The 19,923-nt window shown below is 65.8% G+C and carries 11 protein-coding genes and 1 pseudogene; 6 read left to right on the top strand and 6 right to left on the bottom strand.

Annotated features, from left to right (window positions below):
• Positions 1-260 precede the first annotated feature (260 nt).
• Positions 261-524, bottom strand: coding sequence for a helix-turn-helix transcriptional regulator (locus D9753_RS00135; RefSeq protein WP_121785187.1), 264 nt, complete (start codon positions 522-524; stop codon positions 261-263).
• A 1,012-nt stretch (positions 525-1,536) separates the two neighbouring features.
• Between D9753_RS00135 and D9753_RS37375 the strand changes: the two genes are divergently transcribed.
• Positions 1,537-1,725 (top strand): hypothetical protein, encoded by a 189-nt coding sequence (locus D9753_RS37375; protein ID WP_240467955.1) that lies wholly within the window; start codon positions 1,537-1,539, stop codon positions 1,723-1,725.
• A gap of 163 nt (positions 1,726-1,888) precedes the next feature.
• On the top strand, positions 1,889-2,512 hold the full coding sequence (locus D9753_RS00145) for a hypothetical protein (protein ID WP_205614010.1): 624 nt from the start codon (positions 1,889-1,891) through the stop codon (positions 2,510-2,512).
• Positions 2,513-2,727: 215 nt separating this feature from the next.
• Here D9753_RS00145 and D9753_RS00150 read toward each other — a convergent pair whose 3' ends face one another.
• Positions 2,728-3,153 (bottom strand): hypothetical protein, encoded by a 426-nt coding sequence (locus tag D9753_RS00150; RefSeq protein WP_163010529.1) that lies wholly within the window; start codon positions 3,151-3,153, stop codon positions 2,728-2,730.
• Between the two features lie 1,472 nt (positions 3,154-4,625).
• Between D9753_RS00150 and D9753_RS36210 the strand changes: the two genes are divergently transcribed.
• From D9753_RS36210 to D9753_RS36215, 4 genes are all read left to right on the top strand, one after another.
• Positions 4,626-4,784, top strand: a complete 159-nt coding sequence (locus tag D9753_RS36210) for a hypothetical protein (RefSeq protein WP_163010530.1) — start codon at positions 4,626-4,628, stop codon at positions 4,782-4,784.
• A 265-nt stretch (positions 4,785-5,049) separates the two neighbouring features.
• On the top strand, positions 5,050-5,895 hold the full coding sequence (locus tag D9753_RS00155) for a helix-turn-helix domain-containing protein (protein ID WP_121785189.1): 846 nt from the start codon (positions 5,050-5,052) through the stop codon (positions 5,893-5,895).
• Between the two features lie 204 nt (positions 5,896-6,099).
• A complete protein-coding gene (locus tag D9753_RS00160; RefSeq protein WP_276209409.1) occupies positions 6,100-6,912 on the top strand; it encodes an SAM-dependent methyltransferase in 813 nt (270 codons plus the stop codon).
• Positions 6,913-7,176: 264 nt separating this feature from the next.
• Positions 7,177-7,347: a hypothetical protein gene (locus tag D9753_RS36215; protein ID WP_163010531.1), complete on the top strand. Its 171-nt coding sequence runs from the start codon at positions 7,177-7,179 to the stop codon at positions 7,345-7,347.
• 215 nt (positions 7,348-7,562) lie between these two features.
• Here D9753_RS36215 and D9753_RS00170 read toward each other — a convergent pair whose 3' ends face one another.
• From D9753_RS00170 to D9753_RS00180, 4 genes and pseudogenes are all read right to left on the bottom strand, one after another.
• Positions 7,563-7,949: a hypothetical protein gene (locus D9753_RS00170; protein ID WP_121785191.1), complete on the bottom strand. Its 387-nt coding sequence runs from the start codon at positions 7,947-7,949 to the stop codon at positions 7,563-7,565.
• A 561-nt stretch (positions 7,950-8,510) separates the two neighbouring features.
• Positions 8,511-8,972, bottom strand: a complete 462-nt coding sequence (locus D9753_RS36220) for a hypothetical protein (protein WP_163010532.1) — start codon at positions 8,970-8,972, stop codon at positions 8,511-8,513.
• A 298-nt stretch (positions 8,973-9,270) separates the two neighbouring features.
• Positions 9,271-15,783: pseudogene (locus D9753_RS00175) on the bottom strand (polymorphic toxin-type HINT domain-containing protein); the annotation flags it as partial.
• 720 nt (positions 15,784-16,503) lie between these two features.
• Positions 16,504-19,305 carry a LamG-like jellyroll fold domain-containing protein gene (locus D9753_RS00180; protein WP_240467957.1) on the bottom strand — a complete coding sequence of 934 codons (2,802 nt, stop codon included), beginning with the start codon at positions 19,303-19,305 and terminating at the stop codon, positions 16,504-16,506.
• Between the last annotated feature and the right edge of the window lie 618 nt (positions 19,306-19,923).

A 19,923-nucleotide genomic window follows, 5' to 3' on the forward strand; every position in this document is an offset into this window, starting at 1 on the left:
GACGGTGCGGTGCGGGGAGCGGCGGTAAGACAGGTGGCGGGAGCTGATGCCCCGCTGAGGGGATGTGCGTGGTGTTTGAGGGGGCACGACGGTGAAGTTGCCAGGAGCCGCACCGATGGCCGGTGTCGGCTTCCACGGTTGTCACACGGTCGGCGCAGTGCGGGGGAACTCACGCACGAGACATGGTCTTTTTGTTCGGCATCGTCTCGCCTGTGCGGGTGGACCTCACCGGCGGTGGGCGTGGAGTTGGGGCTGGCCTTTCAGGGCCGTGGTGCGCCGGGAGTGGGGTGGCCGTCGCACAGGGAGGTGAGGAAGCGTTCGATGGGGACGTCGAACGCGTGGGCCAGGGCGTGCCAGGTGGCGAGGCTGCCGGCGGTGTGGCCGTGTTCCAGGTCGATGAGGGTGCGCCTGGCCAGGCCGCTGCGTTCGGCGAGGCTGTCGAAGGTCCATCCGCGCTCGCCCCTCAGTCGCGCGAGCTCGACGCGCAGTGCGGTGAGGTTGGGGTCGGGCGGGATGATCGTCACTGCACCATCCGACGGCGCAGGCCTGCACCATGTCAGTGCAGACTTCTGCACTATTTCTGCGGGGCGACCCGGTGCAGGTTCCTGCACTACCGTCCGTCCCGGGATCCCTGCCAGCGGGTGGCTGGTCCTGTGACGCGGACAGACAGGAGAACAGCCGACCGAAGAGGCTCGCCGGCGCCGAGGTACGGCGGATCTGGACGGTTGAGTTGCGCTCTCGCGCGGGCCGGCCTGACCTCGTGTGCGCACACTGCACCGAACCTGCGCCTCAGCTCGAGGCCGCGTCTGCGCGGTCTGCCGCCTTGGCCCATCTGGCCCGTCACGCTCGGGCTGATGCCCTGCCGGGGCATCTACGCGTCTGCCAGTGCCGGATGCGGGAGTGCCGGTGGCACTCCCGCCACCGCGGCTGCGCCGGTCCGATCCTGCTTGTCCTCACCTGTGATGCGAACGGCCGCAACTGGCGTCTGGCCGACACCTGTGCGGCGTGCGCGGCCGTGACACGCCACAGTGCCGTTGTTCCCGATACACACGTGGGCAGGCAACAGCTCTGCGCGCCGGTGCCGGCCGCCCGGGGTGCCCGTCACGGCGGAGCGGAAGAACAGAAGCGGGTACGGGAGACCCTGACCTACCTCGCCACCGCTTTGCCCCGGTTCACCTCTCCCGCTGCTCGCATGCTGGCCGTTCAGTGCACTTTGCGTACCGACAGCCGTGGACACGTCCGTCTCCCGGCAGGCTTGCTGCGTGGGATGCGTCTATGCGGACGCGGGGAAGTGTGGGAAGAGTTGGCGCACGGATTGTGGCTTCGGCCGCCGGATCTCAGGACGACACCTGTATCAGTGCGTCTCCTCGATGCCACAGTGCGTGACCAGCTACCAGGCCGCAGTGCACGGTGCCGTGCTGCCCACTGGGCCTTGCGGCCAACTCTGCTGTCCCTTCCTCCGTCCGCGCCTGCGGCACTTCAGCTGAGCGCCCTCGTCATTGCCGTACACACCTGCGGGGAGTCGCACACACCGACATGGAATCTCTGACACGGCTGGGTGGGCACACATCGCAGCAGACCGCCGAGCTGCTCGATGGGCTGGTCGCCCTGCACGCCCTGGCGGGCTGGCGTCACGACCGTGAAAAGGACGAAGTGTTCTGGCAGTTGCGGCCTCGTCACCCGGAAATGCGCACTGCGCAGTACGCCGGAGCTGGCCGGTGGTGAGCTCTGACCGTCGCATGCGTGTCCGTCAGGCCGGACATACGCCACATGGCGGCGAAACGCCCGACGCCCGTATCATCGCTGCCACGCAACCGGGCAGGCAGTTACTTCTCAACTGATGGGGCTACCGCCGGGACCCCCCATACCGTCAGCGAGGGAACGCACGATGTCCGACAGCACCGCTACTGCCACCGACCTGACATCGCAGTACATTCGGCAAGTGACCGAAGACCTTGAGCGCAATGCCAAGGAACAGCAACGCGTCACAACGGAGATCGCCTCTCTACAAGAGCAGTTGGCCGCCTTGCAGCACGACCACAAGGTGCTCACCACCATGCGCCGGGCACTCGGGGCACCGGGCCAAGACCCCGGCACACCTTCCGCGTCCGCGGCCCCCGTCATGCCCTCGCCCCGGGAGAAGACGGCTGCGGCCTCCGGCAGGCGTCGCCGCGGCAAAGAGGGTGTGACGGTCCCGTCCGCCACCGTGAAGGTTCGCAAGAAGTCGGCAGCCGGTAAGTCGCCTGCCGAGGCGGCGCAGCCCACTTTGGTCACCCTCGTCGGCCAGCACCTGTCCGCCCAGACCGAACCGCGCTCAGCGGCGGAGATCACTGCCGCTCTCAGCCAGGGGCATCCCGACCGCGACATCCGGACGACGGTCGTGCGCACGACCCTGGAGAACCTTGTGGCTCGGAGCAAGGCCCAGCGCACCAAGCAGGGCAGCTCCGTCTCTACACGGGTCCCGGCACGCAGGAGCAGGCGACGGTTCTGCCGGCTCCGGCGCAGCCCGTAGCTGGTGAGTAGCCGGCGGGCGGGCGGCGCTCCCTGGGGAGCGTCGCCGGCTGAGCCGTACGTCGCCTTCATCTTCTCCGCGGCGCACGGTGCGTGCTGTCTGACGGTGCCGGAAGGGCATGCAGCTGGGGCGGGACTGGGGTGCTTGCGGCTGCCGTGGGCTGCGGTTTCGAGTGCTGGCCTCCGAGTGATCCGGCCGTGCCCTCCCGGCGAGTCTCAGGACGGAGGCCCAGCGACTTCTTCGATCATGCGGATGGCTTCGGTGCTGGAGACGTCGTAGAGGGAGGCGGTCTGCGGCCAGGCCTGGTCCGGGGCCGTGTCGGTGGAGGGGGCAGGGGGGCAGCCGTTGCTCCGTATCTGTTGTTTGAGATAGCGGCCGAAGGCCCAGGCGTCCTGCGCCGCGGTGAAGCGCCAGCGAGCCAGGGGGCGCCATGCGCGACGGGCGGGGTGCAGGTGAAGCCTGCCGCCCTGGGCCCCCCCATCCAGGGTGTGCAGGTCGTCGTGGACCACGAGGTAGAAGTCGCCGGGTTCGGCGGGGCTGATGCCCTGCTGTGCGCAGACCGGGCAGCCTGGTGGTGGCCGGGCAGGGATCCGGGGACGGGGGCTGAATGGCTGTCGCAGGTTGTACAGCGACTCTTCCACGGTGTGTCTGCCTGTCCGGGGTACGGATCGAGGGGATCCAGCCCCTGGGAGAGCATGCAGGCGACGGCTTGCTGTTCGTCAAGGCGGCCGCGGGTGGGGAACTGGTCGGCTCTACATGCCCAGCACTGGTGGCCGTGCAGGCGGACGGAAGCGAGCGTGGGAGTGCTGTGGTGACCGCAGTTGAGGCACCTGGCGAGCCAGGGCCGTAATTGCTGGCCGGGGTACGGGGTCAGCGGGTCGAGACCGGCCGCTTTCATGGCCGCAGCGGCTGTGGCCGCGCTGAGACTATGCCCCCCACAATGGATGCATCTGGCACGTCCGTTGCGGACGTGTGTGAGCCGTTTGGCTTTGACGGCTGCGCACTGGGCGCACCGGGAGCGCCAGGCCTTGCCTGCTCCGGGGTAGGGCTCCAGGGGCAACCAGCCGTGCTGTTCCATCGTGGCTGCGGCTTTGGTGCCGTCCAGCATGAGCTTGTTCGTGAGTTTGCGTGAACGGCACTTCCCCCGGCAGGCACCGGTGCCCTTGTTGATGACGTCGTTGTAGCGCGGGGAGTTGATCTGTCCGCAGCTGAGGCACGCGCAGCGCCAGGGTCGTTGTGTCCCCGGGAAGGGTTCGAGGGGGCGTGCTCCGCGCGCCAGGAGTGCTCGGACGGCTTCCGCCTCGGTGATTCTGCGTGGTGGCATGCACTCCCCCGACTCGCGCTCTCGCGCACCTGGAGGCAGAGCCCCCTGGGGGTCTGCCCGTTCAGCACTGTCCCATTGTGGCGATCGCTGCCCGGACGTGAGCCGGTTCGGCTCGGATGCATCAGAAAGAGCGTGGAGGACTCTGGTTTTGCGTGGGGGGGTACGCAACCGTGCGGCCTCGTGGCGTCCGATGCCCGGAGCAGGGAGTTACCTCGGGCAACGATGCCGGTCCTCACGGACGGGCGTGTCATGGAACCTCTATTTTTTGCATCTGCACGTGCAGATAAGCGGAATGCCGCCTTCCGATCGGTGCGGCGTCATCCAATCGGGTGAACAGAACAAGCCCTTGGCGGCACGCACCCCGGATTGTTCCATGTATCGGAAGCCGGATTCTGACCGATTATTTCACGTTGCGGTTCTTTTGGTTACAGACATCGACACCTGACGACCGTTAAGGCGGCATCATGGACAGATTTTCTTCAGAGAAGAGAATCGGCTCGCAGGGCGGGGTTTTTGACGCTTTGATTTCCCACGGCGGCAGGCGATGGGATGCCTGGGTTACGGTGACGCAGGGGAGGTTGAGCGAGTACCTTCTCCATGGAATCAACCGCACGCCCCGGGCAGGGGCGGGCCCCGGTGTGTGGGGACACCTCCGGGGCCCTGGTGCGGACAATCAGAATAGAAAGGGCTAGTAACCATATGATTGCCCGGCTTTACGGGGGGCTGGAGTACGCTCCCCCGCCACGCGAAAATACCATTTCGCGCCGTCGTGTTCCAGGAAACGGTTGGGTGGGCGCCGCCCTGGACGTCCGCCTGCGGCTGAGCCGCATCATCGTGATCGTCGTGGTGACGGCACCGGTGCCCGACTGGGCCGGTGACTGGCGGTGGTGGGCAGCTCTGGGCCTGACGGTCCGGTTCCGCGCCGGCTTCCTGTACCTGCGGTTCTGATGCCGCCGCGCGTGAGCCCCGGCCCAGGGGCTCACGCGCCGTTCCTGTGGCGCGGGCCGCGGTCCGCGCCACAAGGCTGTCGGGGATCGATGTCATGCACGGGAGCCGAGCGATCAGGATGCGGACGCCAGTTCAACGCAAGGAGTGCGGTTTCTGCGGGAGGCCGCTGCACCCGCGAGAAGGCCGCGGGCGGCGACGGGACTACTGCGACTCCGTCTGCCGCGGCCGGGCCCGGCGGGCGCGGGCTGCCCAGCAGGGACTGCCCGTGGTCGTGCCCAGCGGGATGCGTGCGGCACGCGATGTGTCGGCCCTTGCCGGACGCCTCGTCACCGCCGAGCGGCTGCGACTTCCACTGAATGCCCGCTTCGATCTCGTTGAACACCTGCTGCGGCAGTTGGAACGGTTCACCGGTGCTGCGGTCCATGAAGCCCGGCAGTCCGGCGCCGGCTGGAATGAGGTGGCAGCCGCTGCCGGAGTGACGGCGGCGCAGGCCAGGACCCGATGGGACGAGGTCGCCCTCAGGGCACTTTTCCCTGCGCTGCCGTGGTGCGACCGGCGCAGGGCGCAGCAGCGCCTGTCGGACGCGCTGGCGTACCTGCAGGCCGGCTCGAGTGTGCCGGTCGATGAGGGTGCGGAACGTGCGGGGATCACCCTGCCCTACCTCACGCAGATCCTGGAGGGCGATTGCCTGCCGACCTGGCCGGAGGTGTACACGCTGGCGAGCGTGTTCGGCGGCCGGGCGGAGGATCTGCGGGTGTTGTGGGAGAGCGCCTCGGGCACGGTGCGCTCTCCGGGTCTGCCGGCCAAGGGTGCGGCCGGCTATCTGGCCGCCGGCCTGCGGGGTCTGTATCTGTCGGCCGGTTCACCCAGGCTGGACCAGTTCAGCCAGCAAGCTCTGCTGCCTGAGTGTCTCGACCAGGTGCTCGCCGGTCACCATGCTCCGCCCTGGCCGGTTACGGCACGGCTGGTACGCGCCCTGGGCGGGCGGGCCGAAGAGTTCGAGCCTTTGTGGCAGGCAGCGCGCCAGGCCGCGATCGATCTGCGCGGGGCGGCCTCGAGTGACTATCTGGGATGCGCCGGGTGCCGGGACACCGCGCACGGCGCACCGTGAGACGCCGGCAGGCTGCGCACGATCGAAAGCGGTGATCGCCGGCGGTCGTGAGCCGGCCGGCCGCGCTCCGGTGTGCACCGGCGCATTTTCTGTCCCTCGTTCCGTTATTTCTGTCCCCCGATGTTTGGCTTCCTTCTGCTTGGATGCCATCATCTGCCCCTCTACCATGGGAGGATTCTCCGAGTCGGACACCTGGGGGCATACGTGACATTAGCGGCGGGAAATTCCAAAGCAGGTATTGACGTGAGCATGCCAAGCGTGGCACGGATGTACGACTGGCTCCTGGGCGGCGTGGAGAACTACGCCGCCGACCGAACGGAGTGCGAGAGACTCCTGCAGATCGCCCCGAGCAGCAAGATTTTGGCACGGAACAACCGTGCCTTCCTGCAAAGGGTGGTCAGGATTCTGGCGCAGGACTACGGGATCCGACAATTCATCGATCACGGATCAGGGCTGCCCACGCAGGACAACGTCCACCAGATCGCTCAGCGCATCGACCCGCAGGCCCGGGTCGTCTACATCGACAACGATCCCAGCGTACTCGCGCACGGCCGCGCCGCGCTGGAGGAGAACGACAACACCGTCGTCCTCAATGCCGACATGCGCCACACCGACCGCATCCTGCGGCATCCCGAGGTCCAGAATCTGATCGACTTCACGCAACCCGTCGCGGCCCTGTTCGTGTCGGTGCTGCACTGCCTGCCCGATCAGGACCGACCCGAAGAACTGGTACGCCGCGTCAGCGGCCATCTGGCGCCCGGCAGCTTCCTGGTGGTCTGCCAGCTCGTCAGCCACCGCGCCGAGGTACGGGACCGGGTGACCGAACTGATGCAGGTCGCCACACACGGCCACTGGGGCCGGGTACGCGAAGAACACGAGGTCCGCGCTTACCTCGACGGACTGGACATCCTCGACCCCGGACTGGTCGATGTCACCCAGTGGCGCCCCGACAGCGAAGTCGTGGCCCGGCCTCAACACCAGGAGTGGGTCGAGTGGGGCGGCGTAGCCCGGCTCTGAAGGCGCCTGCCCCCGTCGACGGGGCGCCACCGCCGGCGCGGGCCGCGTAACGGTCCCTCGCCTCTGCCAACAGATCCCGGCTGTCCCTCATACGTTCCGAGGCGGCGAGCACCTCGATCGAAGGGTCCACCCTCACCCGGCACTTCAACACCCTGCTCCGCCAGGCCAGGCTCCGCCGCATCCACTTCCACGACCTCCGCCACTCGACCGCGACGCTCCTCCTGGAGCAAGGAGTGGAACTCGTCGTCCGTCATCAAGGAGCTGTTGGGGCATGCACACATCGGCGTGACCGCGGCCGTGTACGCCCACGTGCGGCTCCGCTTCCAGCGCGACGCCATCGACCTACTCAGCAACACCCTCCGCAGCCCCGCCGAGACCACCAGCAAGCCCGACGACAGCGACGAACCGCCCCTCGTTGGAGCCACTGTCCGCTGACGTTGCCGTCAATCACTGCCGTCAGACGCCCTAGAGGCCCCACCGGAACATCATTCCGGTGGGGCCTCAGGGGTTATCACTGACCGATATCGACGGGAGGCCCCTCGCTGAGCGGCCAAGCTTCGCGCCAGATATCACTTCTATATAGAGAGACGGAAACTTCGCCGACTCGGCCTGAAACGGATCCATCAATGGTTGACCATTCATGGATCTCGCTATTTCTTCGAAACCATCGAAATCCCGCCGCTCGCAAGAGAGAACATCCGCGCAAGCGCCTTTCGAACATCCAGATCGCGATCAAGCCGCTCCAACGACTCGAACCTTGCTGGATCAAGATCGATCGTGGCGATTCCGCCAGCTTCCTTGCTATCTGCGGCTGAGAACAACACGAGACCGGTATGCCACACAACCCCTCCTCGCTCCTCACGCATCAGCGACTGGAGGAGGAGGGCACCATCCCTGACCTGGCTGCGGAGCGCGTCTACTGAGGACCATCGAGTTGCCCAGCCGCGACTCTCCGCCTCCGCCTGGATCGCGAGCAGCGTATCGAAGGTGATCATACACACGCGAAAGTCAGGGTCGGTCGAATGGATCAGTGGCATCAGGCACTACTCCGGGTTGTAGACGTCAATGCGTATTGGTGTATCTGAATCAATTCGCCCGTCCCTGACTCTTGTTTGGAGTTCGTCCCAACGGTGATGCCCACCAAGGATCTTGCCGTCGCGCGAGACGAGAATTCCGTCCCCTTCACCAGGGTTGTTGATTCCGTCCAGAAGTTCTTCATTGCTCAGTTCTTCGTGATACCACTGCGACGCCGGGTCCCGAGTCTTCTGACCCTCGGTGTATTTTCCGATATCACCGGCCTTCTCGGTCCGCGTCGTGATCCCCGGTCCACACGTATTGTGCACAAGAACTGGAGTTATCCCAGCCAGTACATAGTACGTGTGCTACGCGGCCCCTCTCTATCTGCGTATTTGCAGATCAGCGCCGGTTTCGGGTTCCGCTGGTGTCCGTGGTTGTGCGGCCGCAGCCGTCGTCCGCTGACGTTGCCGTCAAACACACCTGAAGCCCCACCGGAAATTAATCCGGTGGGGCTTCAGATTTACTGATGAAACCCTAGGACCACCATCGAGTCCTCTTCATTTCAACAGTTCGAAATTGGGTCACGACGACGATTTGAATCGCTCTACATCTCGACGGATCGGGCCAACCCGGGGAACTCGATCCCACCACCATTCGCCATTCGATCGCTCACCGCCATCGAGGCGACGAACAATTCCAGATTCATCAATTTCAGTGAACTGCGTAAATCTTGAGTCGACATCATCGAGTGCCAATCTGAATCCCTCAAGGAAATTCGAGTCGATGTTTTTCATGCCACGAAATACGAAGCTTCTGAGCGCGAGGGCGGCAATCAAATCATAGACGCCCCACACCGTCCTTTCAGAATCTGGTAGCCCAACCTCTGCCTCGATCCTGAGAACGTGATTGCGCCAGCTCTCCAGCAGCTCAACCAGCCCTAGAGCCCGCTCCGGGGCGACTGGAACTGAGACGTCTTCCAGTCGACGAATATCCATATCCGTCAGGAAGCATCCGAGCCATTCGCCTCGCTCGCTAGTATTCATTCATTCACCTGCCAGGGTAATACGACGTGGACTTCCACGGCATATCCCAGTTGATAATTACGCGGACGCCATTGTGGTCAAACCTTGACGAGTTCTGCCCGTCCAACTGGCGCGGGCCGGCCTGCCGAAGCGTCGTCTCAACTTCCGTGGCAGACGGACGCCCCATTGCCGGATTCCCCCCACCCGTGTGCCCGTTCACGAACTCAACCATCTCGTCGAGACTGTAGTCACTTCCGTGGAAATCCTCGCCGCCGAGACGGTCTCCATTTTTGCCGCCAGCCGGCACTCCACAATTCGGACCGGAATTGTGAACCAGGACCGGAGTGGCCCCGCCAGCACATAGTACGTGTGGAGGTCGCTGACAGTGAGGTTGTACATGTCCGCGGCGCCGGTGCGAACTGTGACGGCGATGATCCGGACGTGCTCGTCAGCAGCGGTGTTGAGGAGGTGGCCCGGCTTGAGCTTGCTGGCCTGTACCCAGGTGTGGTTGTGTCGTCCCAGAAGGGGTGAAGGGAGGTGGTGCGGAACGTCAGGTTCTTTCCGTCGGAACCCCGTACGTGCACATTGACCAGGTCGTCGTCATGGTTGACGAAAGCAGCGGTGACCTTACGAAGCCCTTTGTGCTTTCCGTCCCTGGGGTCGGCGCTTTCGACGCGGTCGCCGGGTTTCACCTTGCCGATCCGCTTCGACTTGCCGTCCGCCATGAGGACGGGGGTGTCAGGGTCGAAACTGCACGGGCCGCCGGTCGACGCGCCTCTGCGGGCCCCGCGGCCGGCCACCCGGCTGGCTTGTCCGTTGCCGCCGATGAGGCCGCTGTCCACGCCGGCCTTGACCAGGTCGACGGGGTTGAACCAGTTATCTCCGCAATCCCATCCGGAATCGCAGGAGAACATCTTGCCCTTGACCCGCTGGTAGGCGTTCGGATCGGATTCGCCGTCGCCGGGGGCCATACAGTCGTAGTCGCCGGGGCCCGCGTTGCAGACGTAGTTGACCCACTTGTTGAATCGTGCGGCGACCTCGTTGACATGGGGGTTGTCGGCCGGCATGTAGACGCCGGGGTAGATTTTGACGTTCCACTCGTCGTGGATCTTGACCATGTTGTTCGAGTCGCCGTTGGCGGCAGCAGGCAGGGGGGCCGTGTATCCGGCTCCGCTGTATCCGGGAGCGCCTACTCCACCGGCGCCGCGTGGCGCCTTCTTGACATATTCCTTCTTTCGGCCGCCCGAGCCGGTACCGCCGATGGGGTAGCCGATGCCGCACAGGTCCGCCATGCAGAGACCGGAGGGGTCGCTGCTTGTGACGGGGCTGTTGTTGGCGTAGCCGTAGGCGTTCAGGCTTTGTGGGTCGGTCGGGGTCATGAGCGGGTCGACGCTGATGAAGCGGCCGGTCGTCGGGTCGTACTCGCGGGCGCCGAGGTGGGTGAGGCCTGTGTCCTTGGTGTCGTCGGTGCCGCCGACGAAGCCCTTGGTGCCCGGCCAGGTGGTCGGCTTGTTTCCTCGAGTGCCGCCGAAGGGCAGGGTGCGGCGCTGAGTGAGTTTCTGCGTGCTTGCATCGACGGCGAGTTGGGCGGTGCCGTGATGGTCGGCGAGGGTGAACGAGACGGTGCCGTTGTCCTGTTGGACGGCTTGGTTTCCACCGCCGAGGTCGAAGTAGCGAGTGGCTGTGGGGGTGCTGCTGCCCTTGGGGAGGGTGATCTCGGTGGCGCCGAGGTAGAGGGTGGTTGCGGTGGGCGTGCGGGCGATGAGCCGGTTGCCTGCGGTGTCGTAGACGTAGTCGGTGGTCTTGCCGCCCGCCGTCACCTTGGCGAGGTGTCCTTCCGGGTCCCAGGTGAGGTTCTGGGCGTCCCCGTTCAGGGTGCGGGTCGTGGTGTTGCCGGTCTCGTCGTACTCGAAACTGTCCTGGATGGTGCTGGTGGGCCCGGTGGTCGTCACCGAGGTCAGGGCGTGCGGCAGGGTCTTGCCCGGGTCGGGGTAGGTGTAGGTCTGCTTGGTGTTCTTGGTGGCGTCGCCCGTGAGGTCGTGGACCGTCTGGGTGCGGCGGTTGCCGACCAGGTCGTAGGTGTAGGAGTGCCAGTAGGGTGCTGGTCCGCCCAGGCTGCTGCCGGCTGCGGCGCAGGCAGTGGTGTTCTGCGTCCATGCTTCGGTCAGGCGACGCAGATAGTCATAGGTGAAGCACTGGGTGTCGGTGCCGTCGCGGGAAACGTCGGACACGGACGAGATGTTGCCGGTTTCGTCGTAGTGGTACGTGCTGTTCTGGTCGACGCCTGCGATGTCCTGGCGGTCGACGCGAGACGTGGCGAGGCGTTGGGTGCCCCATTCGTAGGCGTTGGTGGACCAGACGTGTTTACCGGCGTTGTTGGACAGTTCGAATTGAAGGGGGTTGCCGGTGAGGCTGTAGCTCGCGGTTGCCTTGATGCCCTGACTTCCGTCGAGGGTGGTCGGGCGCAGGGTGGCGTCGTCGTAGGTGTAGGCAACGGTTGCCGCCGGCAGGGCGCCCGCCTTCGGGTAGCCGATGCCGGCTGTGAGTCCCGAGGTCTTGTAGGAGGTGGTTGAGATGTATGTGCCGGCCAGCTTTTTTCCGCGGCGGGGATGGTGATGGAGGTACGCAGCGGCCGGTAGAGGCGGTCGACGGCGATGACCTTGCTGGTATAGGCGTTGGTGCCGTCGTAGCGGGTGGATTCGGCGAGCTGGCCCTTTGCGCCGCTGACCGTGTCGTAGACCCACTGGGCGTGCAGGGGGCCGGTGGCGGACCTCTCCCTCATCTCGGTCTTGCGGCCGAGATTGTCGTAGCCGTACCACAGCTTCGGTGTGTCCGGGCGGGCGTCGGTGGTGGTGTCGGGGCGGGCGTCGTCGGTTGTGGTCAGCTGGCCGCGGTCGTCGTAGGTGCTGAGTGTGGTGCCCTTGTCGGGGTCGGTCGCCTTGATCTGCTGACCGAGCAGGTCGTAGGCGTATGACCAGTTGTTGCCCGCAGGGTCGGTGACCTTCTTCAGTTCGCCGCGTGGTGTGTATTCGTAGGTGGTGGTGTCGTAGGCGGCGTCGGCGTTGCGTGCGTGGAGCTGGCGCAGTGCCGTGGTGTGGCCCCGTGCGTCGACAAGGGTGGTGGTGGCGGTGCCGCCCTCGGGCGGGATCACAGTGGTGCGGTCCCCGCGGTAGATGGTGCTGCTGGTGGACAGCACTGGTCCGCCGTCGCCGTTGCCCGCGATCTGTTTGGCTTCGGTCTGCCGTCCCAGGCCGTCGTAGGTGTAGCGGTTCTGGGTTTCGACGTCGAGGGCGTCCTTCGGTTCGGTCAGGGCGGTGGTCGGTGGCTTCTGAGAGAAGTACGTCTGGAACGTCTTGGCCACCAGGCCGCGTTCGTCGTAGAAGGTGTCGGCCAGCAGGCTGCCGCCGTTGGGGCCGGGGTCCTGGGTCTGGCGCGGTCGTAGGAGGCCGTCGTAGAGCGCGTAGGAGGTGCGCTGCTCCCCGTTGTTGCCGAGGGTTTTGGTGCCGACGGCCAGCGGGGTCTGGTCGTTGTTGGTGTAGGTGAACTCGTAGGACGGTGTCTGGCCGGTGAGGCGATCGGCGAGCCAGACCTTGGTGGAGCGGCCCAGCGCGTCGTAGGCGAAGTTCGTCACCTTGCCGTTGGTGTCGGTCTGGGTCTGCGGCAGGTTGCGCAGGGCGTCATAGGTGACGCTGGTGGTCTGTGCGGTGGTCGCGTCGCCCGTCTTGGCCGGCGGTGTGGTGACGGTGATCTTTGTCGCGAAGCCGGTGGTGGGGTCCGGTGCGGTGGTGGTGGTCCGGCCGTCGGGGCGCGCGGTGCGCGTGAGGGCTCCGGCAGCGGTCACCTTGACGTCCGCGGTCAGGTCGGTGGTGGAGCGCTGGCGTCCGTAGTCGTCGTAGGTGGTGCCGGACTCCAGGTAGACGGCGGTGGTGCCGTCGTACTGCTTGAGGACGGCGGTGTTGGTGGGGTCTCCCCTGGTGGGAGCTGCGTCGTAGGCGCCGCTGTCGTAGGCCGTGCGCACGTCTGAGATGACGTCGTCCGGCCGGGCAGGCGTGTCGGAGCAGGATGTCGCCACGGTCTCGACCCGGGAGGGCAGGGTGAGGATGTTGGCGGTGGAGTTGGTGGCGTAGGTCGTGCGGGTGCAGGTGTTGTCGGTCTTGGTGCTGCTGTCACCGGCGTCGTCGATCTGTGTGGCGCGTCCGGCGACGGTGTCGTGAGTCGTGGTCGTGGATGTGGTGCGCCAGGATGTGCCGGCACCGTTGTCCAGGGAGGTCCAGGTCTTGGAGCTGGAGGTGCCGGTGAAGTTGGCGGTGACGGTGCCCCAGGCTCTTTCCTTCTTGGCTGTCTCGTGGTGCCAGGGCCTGTTGACGGTCTTGGCCAGGATCGTGCCGTCGGGGCGGGAGTAGGTGACCGTTGTAGTTGAAGCCGGCGGCCTGTGCCTCGTCGGTGATCGGGTCGCCTTCGTCGTCGCCGAGGGTGACGGTGACGGTCTTGGTGTCGCCGTGGTGTTCTTCCGGTCCCCGTCCATGCCGCGCAGGAAGTAGCTGTCCTGCTGGCTCTTCATGGCGGAGGCGTCGCCTTGGCCGCCGGTGCGGACACGGACGTGTCCGTACCCACGCCACTGGGACCAGGTCTTGGACTTATCCTTGGTCAGACCGTCGTCATCGTCGTAGTGCCAGGCTGCGCCGTCGAGATTCGTAGCGAGTGACTGGTCAGGCGAGCCGCCGGTGCGGTCGGTGGCGGTGACGGAGGTGACGACGTACTTGTTGAACCATTCCCGTTCGGGGTCGTCTGTCGAGCCGCCGCCGATGTACTGCGGGTAGCAGCGGGTGGTGTTGGTCTCGGGCGTGGGCAGAGTGTCCCAGTCGCAGGCCGCGGCGGAGTAGTCGACGTCGATCTGGCCGCCGAATTCGTCAGCGACCGTGGAGAGGCGGTCCTTGATGAAGGGTGGGTAGCCGTCGCCGGTCTTGTCCAGCCGGTTGGCGAGCTGGGTGTAGGCGAAGGTCGTCTTGGGCAGGGCGATCGCCGGGTCAGTGGCGCGTCCGGTGTGCTGGACGGAGTCGAGCAGCAGCTGGTAGTCGGTGTCGGACATTCCCCAGCGGTGGGCCAGTTTCCACGAGTCGACGTCGTGGTAGGTGGTGCCGTTGTAGACCTGGGTGGTGACTTCGGTGAGTCGCTTGCGGGTGAAGAACACGGGGGCGAAGCGGCCCTTGTCGCAGTCCTTGCCGGTGTCGCAGTTCAGGTCCCATGGGGTGTCGTACCAGTAGAAGGCGTCGGCGGAGATGTCCGAGCAGGTCGTGTGGGTGTCCGGCAGGCAGCGCTCACTGCTGGTGAAGTTGACCTTGGCGAGGGCCTTGGTGCTGTATACGGACGAGGATTTCAGTCCGTATTCGATGCGGTCGAGGGTGCCGCCGCGTACGTAGCGGGTGTTGTCCTTGGCCTCGAGGTTGCGGCCGTAGGAGTTGGTTTCCTTGTCGTAGTAGTAGGCGATGGCGTTGCCGTGGACGTCGACTGCGTAGTCGAGGTTCCAGCGCCAGGCCTGCTGGCAGTAGGAGTCGGCGAAGGTGGCGGCGTGGCAGGGTTCGTCGGAGTCGTCGCCGAAGACGGGTGCGGTCCAGGTAGAGTCGGTGGTTTCCTTCCCGTCGGTCCAGCCGGGCAGGCGGTTGTAGCCGAAGTAGTACTTGGTGCCGTCCGGTGTGGTGAGCCGCCAGTACTCGTTGTTGTCGTCGCCGTTGCTGCGGTCGCTGGACGTCAGGTGGTCGATCTTCGTGCCGTCGTCGTCCTTGAGCTTCCAGGAGTCCTTGCCGTTGGGGACGAGTTCGCCGCCCTTGCCGTTGAAGGTGATGAAGGCGTTGTCATAGCCCCAGCACAGGTCGCCCGGCTTGCTTCCGTCCGCGTGCTTGACGCCGTCGTCGGAGCATGGTTTGTAGCGGCGCTCGATGTAGCCGGACCACAGGTCGAAGCCGTCCCCCACCCAGGACGCCTGGTTGTTGGTGTTGCTCGTACGGCCGTCGACTGATCCGGAGGAGTAGGACAGGCCTACTTTGGGGGCGAGTCCACCGGGGACGTCGGGGGCCGGCATGTCGTAGGACCAGGTGAAGTCGCCTGTGTTGAGGCTCGTGTTCCAGGTTGCTGAGGGGGAGAGCGATGTCGCCTTGTAGTCGCTTTGCGCGCTTCCCGTTCCGGAGACAGCCGCGAGCACTGTGGCCGTTCCGGCAGTCAGGCTCACGTTCCGCGCGGTCAGGGTCTGCTTGACCGCGTCGTTGACTGTGGTGAGCGGTTTCGTGGAGTGGCAAGCAGCCTTGTCCGGTGTGGTGAGTACGCAGGCGGGGAGCTCGACGATGGTGAGACGGGAGGCGTAGCCGCCGCCGTAGGCGTCGGCGAAGCCGGAGTAGTCGAGCTGGGCCTGGACGTGGCCCACCTGCCCGGCCTTCGTCCCGGTCTTGGGAGGTCTCAGGGCGAACAACAGGCCGTCGACGCCGGCTTTCTGTGCCGCTTTGTGGCTGAGCAGGCGGGCCTCGACATTCCCGCGGAAGGGTTTTTTCCGGGCCGTGCCCTGGGTGTCGAGTGTCAGCGGGAGACCGTGGGCGTGGACGGAGGCCGTGGGGTTTTTCTTACTGGCGTCGGGGAGGCGCACTACCGTGGACGCTGTCTTGGGCCAGGTGGCGTGGGGCGCTGTCTGTGGTGTCCGCGGCCCTTTCATCAGGGGGCGCGGCTTGACCTTGCCTGTCGTGGTGGCGACCGGGCGCTCGGAGGTGGGCAGGGTGGGTCGCCCCTTGCCGTTGTCGGCGGCGAGAGCCGGCTGCGTCACTCCCTGCAGGAGTGTGCCCACCATGATCGTGGCCGAGGCGAGTGCGAGGCGTCGCCGCATTCTTGCGAAGTGCCTGCTCGATCTGCCGTTCATCGTGTCCTTCGTCCTTCGCTGCGGTGCTCCGCGTGGGTGCCAAGCGCACGGTGGCGGAGGTGAAGTTGGATGCCATGCCTGGAAAGAGAGCACGGGCGGTGCCCGGGTGGGCCCTGCACAGGCGAGAGCCCACCCGGGCTTTCAGTCGGTGCCGGGGACGTCGGTTGCCATTCCGGGCTGTCCCAGGGCCAGCAACTCGATCTGGGCGTCTGACAGTGCGCCTTGGAAGGTCCACACGTCGGAGACGGCGCCCGGCCAGTATTCGCCCCAGGTTTGTTCCGGTCTTGGCCCGGCCGAGTTGCATGGGCTGTGCCGCCTTGAAGGCCAGTACGTCGTCTGCCCAGGACAGCTTGTCCGTGCACGAGGAGTCGTCTGCGTCCCCGTCACCGTCGGCGTCCTTGCAGGCGACTTCTTCCTGCTCACCATTGACGTACAGCGTCAGGTTTTGGAGAAGCCGTCGTAGACCAGAGCCAGTGCGTCCATTCGGTGGGGCTGTAGAACTGGCTGTTGTCGACCTGAGTGAGGGGGCGCTGCTGCTGTCGGCTGCGGCCATCGCGATGCGCCATCGCCCCGGGTCGGAGCCTGGTGTGTTGCTGGGTTCGTAGCGGACCGTGAAGGCGCTCTGGGTTGCGCCGGGGACACTGAGCAGGGTCACGCCCTTGCCGGGGATCGCTGCCGCCTGCGCCCATGCGGTGACGGTGAAGCTGGCGCTGGTGTCCCGGGCACGGTGGATGTCGTTCCGTAGTCATTGACGCCGTCGAGGGTGACGCCGCCGTCGACCCAGCCCGCGTCGAGGTGGGCGCCGCCGGAGAGTGTCATGCCGTTGGCCGACGCGGAGGCGTCGGGTGTCACGAGCGGCGAGCCGGACGCCGTCTCGAACGTCCAGCGCCCCTTGACCAACGGCCGCTGCCGGAACAGCTGCTGGATCTCCTGCGCGGACGTGGGCCGGTCGAAGAGCCGGACGTCGTCGATCTGGCCGGGGAAAAAGGAGCCGGGCTGGCCGTCGTAGGAGCCCGCGCCTATCTGTACCGCGCCGCCCGCGTACCAGTTGGCCTGGAGGTCGGTTTCTCCGGCCTTGGTGCCGTTGACGTACAGGATCAGTTTGTCGGCGACCGTGTCGTGCACCGCGACCAGGTGCGTCCAAGTGTCGCCGAAGGCGGTCTGTCCGTCTGCTTGCATGGCGCGGATCGGGGTGGCGTCGGTGGAGTCGGCAGAGTACTCGTTGGCCGCCCACCGGTCGTAGGTCTTGGAGTAATACAGCTCCAGACCCGCGCGATGGGCGCCCGCCTGGGTGGCGACGATCGCCGCGTGGTCGGGTTTGGTCTTCGGCAGCTTCGCCCAGGCGGAGATGGCAAAGCTGCTCTGGTTGTTCAGGACCGGCCGTTCGGTGGTGGCGTAGTCGTCAATTCCGTCCAGTGTCAGCGCTTTGCCGGCGATGCCGCTCTGCCCGGGCTTGGCCCCGTTCATGAGGGTGGCGTCCGGTACCTCTGCCCTGCCGGTCAACTGGGTGGCTTCGGCCGGCTCATCCATCGCGAACGCTGCCCGGGCTGGGCGGCCCGCGGTGAGGGACGACTTGCCGTACAGCTGGGTCACCTCGGCAGCCGAGAGCGGCTTGTCGAAGATCTGCACCTCGTCGATCGCGCCGGGGAAGAAGTTCGTTCGGCTGCCGTTGAGGCTTGCCGCGCCGAACTGTAGGCCTCGCCGTGCGTCCCAGGGGGAGCTGTAGCTGGCCGTGCCCGCGAGCTGATTGTTGATGTACAGCTTCAGTTCGTCGCTGCCGGAGCTGTAGGTGCCCACCAGATGGGTCCATTCGCCGGCTTTCACAGCGCCCCCGGTGGAAGCCATGGCCGTCACACTGCTCGAACCGGGCACGTCGGAGGTGTGTTGGCTGAACACCCACCGGTCGTAACCCGCGGAGTAGTAGATCTCGAAGCCGGGCGAGTTATTCCCGGGCTGGGTCACCGCGACGGCCGCATGGTCGGGGACGGCGGCAAGCTTGACCCAGGCCGAGACTGAGAAACTTCCCGAAGTGTCGATGACGGGAATGTCGGTGGCTGCATAGTCGTCCACCCCGTCGAACGACACCGCCGTGCCCTTGGCTCCGGGGACGTTCGGTTTGGCTCCGCCACCCAGCAGTACCGTGCGTTCGGGTGCCGTTCCTTCAGCCGTTGGTGCACCGGCGGAATCGTCCAGTTGCCACATCCCGCGCTCCGGTTGTCCGGTCTTGACGCGGAAGTGATACGTGCGGATCTCACTGGCGTTGCCCGCCGCATCGAACGCCTTGGCGGTCACGAAGTTCAGTCCCGGCTTGGACGGAAGCAGCTTCGCGGTTCTCGCAGCACCTGCCGACGTGGTGAGGGTGTTCTTGGACGACGGGTCTTCGTTGACGCCGAAATAATATTTCGTCACATCGCTGTTGGCGCCCTTGAGTTCGAAGGACCCGTACTTCCCCACGCCGTCAAACCACGGGTCATCGGGGTTCTCGGGGTCTGACGCCGGGTACTCGCCGGACGAGATGGCCGGCGCCTTGGGCACGGAGGTGTCGTAGACGAAGTAGCAGCCGGTCGAGCCTCCGGTGTACGACCACGGCGAGTACTGCGCGCTGTCGTAGGAGCGGACGTACCAGCTCACCGTCTTGTTGGACGGGATCGACGAGGGCAGCGAGACCGCGAAGTTCGAGGCCGACTTCTTGTAGGTGGTCAGTGGCGGCTTCCAGCGAGCGATCGTGCCCTTGCCGTCTCCGGCGTCCCACTTCGCCTGGAACTGCACCGCCAGGGCATCACCGTCGGGATCGGTGACGTCGTTCGCGTAGATCTTGCCCAGGGTGCGTACCCGCGGAGCGTCCGACGGCTTCTTGCATGTACCGCCGTACTCCATCTCCAGCTGCGACATCTTGATCTGCTGCGGCGGCCGGTTGTACTTCACTCGCAGGAAGGCGTCGTCGGAGAACCGCTTCCATCCGTACTCGTCGGACTCATCTCCGGCGCGGAGGCCGAAGGTCATCGTCGGCCACTTCTTGTCGACGGCCTGCTGCACGGCCGATCTGACATCGAACTCGGCGTCCTTTGCCGCGCATCCTTCGAATCCGTAGGCGAACGACTTGGTCCCCAGCTGGTCGATCCAGAAGCCGGACTCGTTCTGGGAGTTCCATGTCGTTGAGGACGAGATGCCTTTCGTCCGCCACAGCTGGACACTGCGCGCGCTGCAGGAGGCCGACCAGGTGTCACGTACGACGAACTCGGCCGACAGGACGTCCTTGCCCGCGTACTTCGAGACGGACATCTGGTAGAAGAGCCGCTTCGTGTCGTAGGGCTTGCAGTAGTACCAGGCGCAGTAGCCCAGGCCGGCGTCCGGATCGCCGTTGAACTTCCACTGCGGGGACGATGCCCAGTACTTCGACGCCACGGTCCAGGCTGTGGCCTTGGGCGCGTCCCACTTGGGGTCGATGAACACCGGATACACGGTGTCCTTCCCGCGGAGGACCTCGGTGTCCGGCCTCAGCACAAGCGCATCCTGGCTGGGAGGAACCTCCACATCGACGGGAGCCAGCTTGCCCGACTCGGTCGCGCCGGGCTCTACGTCGTCGGTAGCTCCTCGCCGCCTTGGAGTGTGCCAGGTTGCGCAGTCGCCGCTTTCTGCGTCGAGGCCCTGTGCTGGAGTCCCACATCAGCGGCTGCGCCGCCTCGAACACCGTACCGCCGGCGCCCTTGTCCACGGCCTGGAGACCACCGGCGCCGGTCTCCTTCACCTCCATGCCGTCGGCATTCAGTCTCAGGCGCAGTTCGGCCAGTTCCTTGCTGGCAGCCGCCTCGGCCGACTTAACGACCAAGAGCTGGGTGAAGCCGTCCTGTTGTGCACCCAACCGCAGGTCGACACCCGTCAAGACGTCCGGGTAGGTGGCCGTGTCCCCTTGAAGCTGAGGAGCGGGCAGCTTCCCCGGCCACGATAAGGCCAGTTCACGCCCGGCCTTGGTCATTCTCACCATCGGGGCATCGCCACCGCCGGAGAATTTCAGGCCGATGGTTGTGGCCTTCGGCGCGACCATCCCGTCGTCCGTCTGTGCGAGGTCGG

This window comes from Streptomyces dangxiongensis (genome assembly GCF_003675325.1).
GTDB classification, from domain to species: domain Bacteria; phylum Actinomycetota; class Actinomycetes; order Streptomycetales; family Streptomycetaceae; genus Streptomyces; species Streptomyces dangxiongensis.

What these genes read in the sequence shown, in the direction of transcription:
- D9753_RS00170 (WP_121785191.1), bottom strand. Translation starts at nt 7,949, where the DNA reads ATGCCACTGATCCATTCGACCGACCCTGACTTTCGCGTGTGTATGATC.
- D9753_RS37375 (WP_240467955.1), top strand. Translation starts at nt 1,537, where the DNA reads ATGGAATCTCTGACACGGCTGGGTGGGCACACATCGCAGCAGACCGCC.
- D9753_RS36220 (WP_163010532.1), bottom strand. Translation starts at nt 8,972, where the DNA reads ATGAATACTAGCGAGCGAGGCGAATGGCTCGGATGCTTCCTGACGGAT.
- D9753_RS00145 (WP_205614010.1), top strand. Translation starts at nt 1,889, where the DNA reads ATGTCCGACAGCACCGCTACTGCCACCGACCTGACATCGCAGTACATT.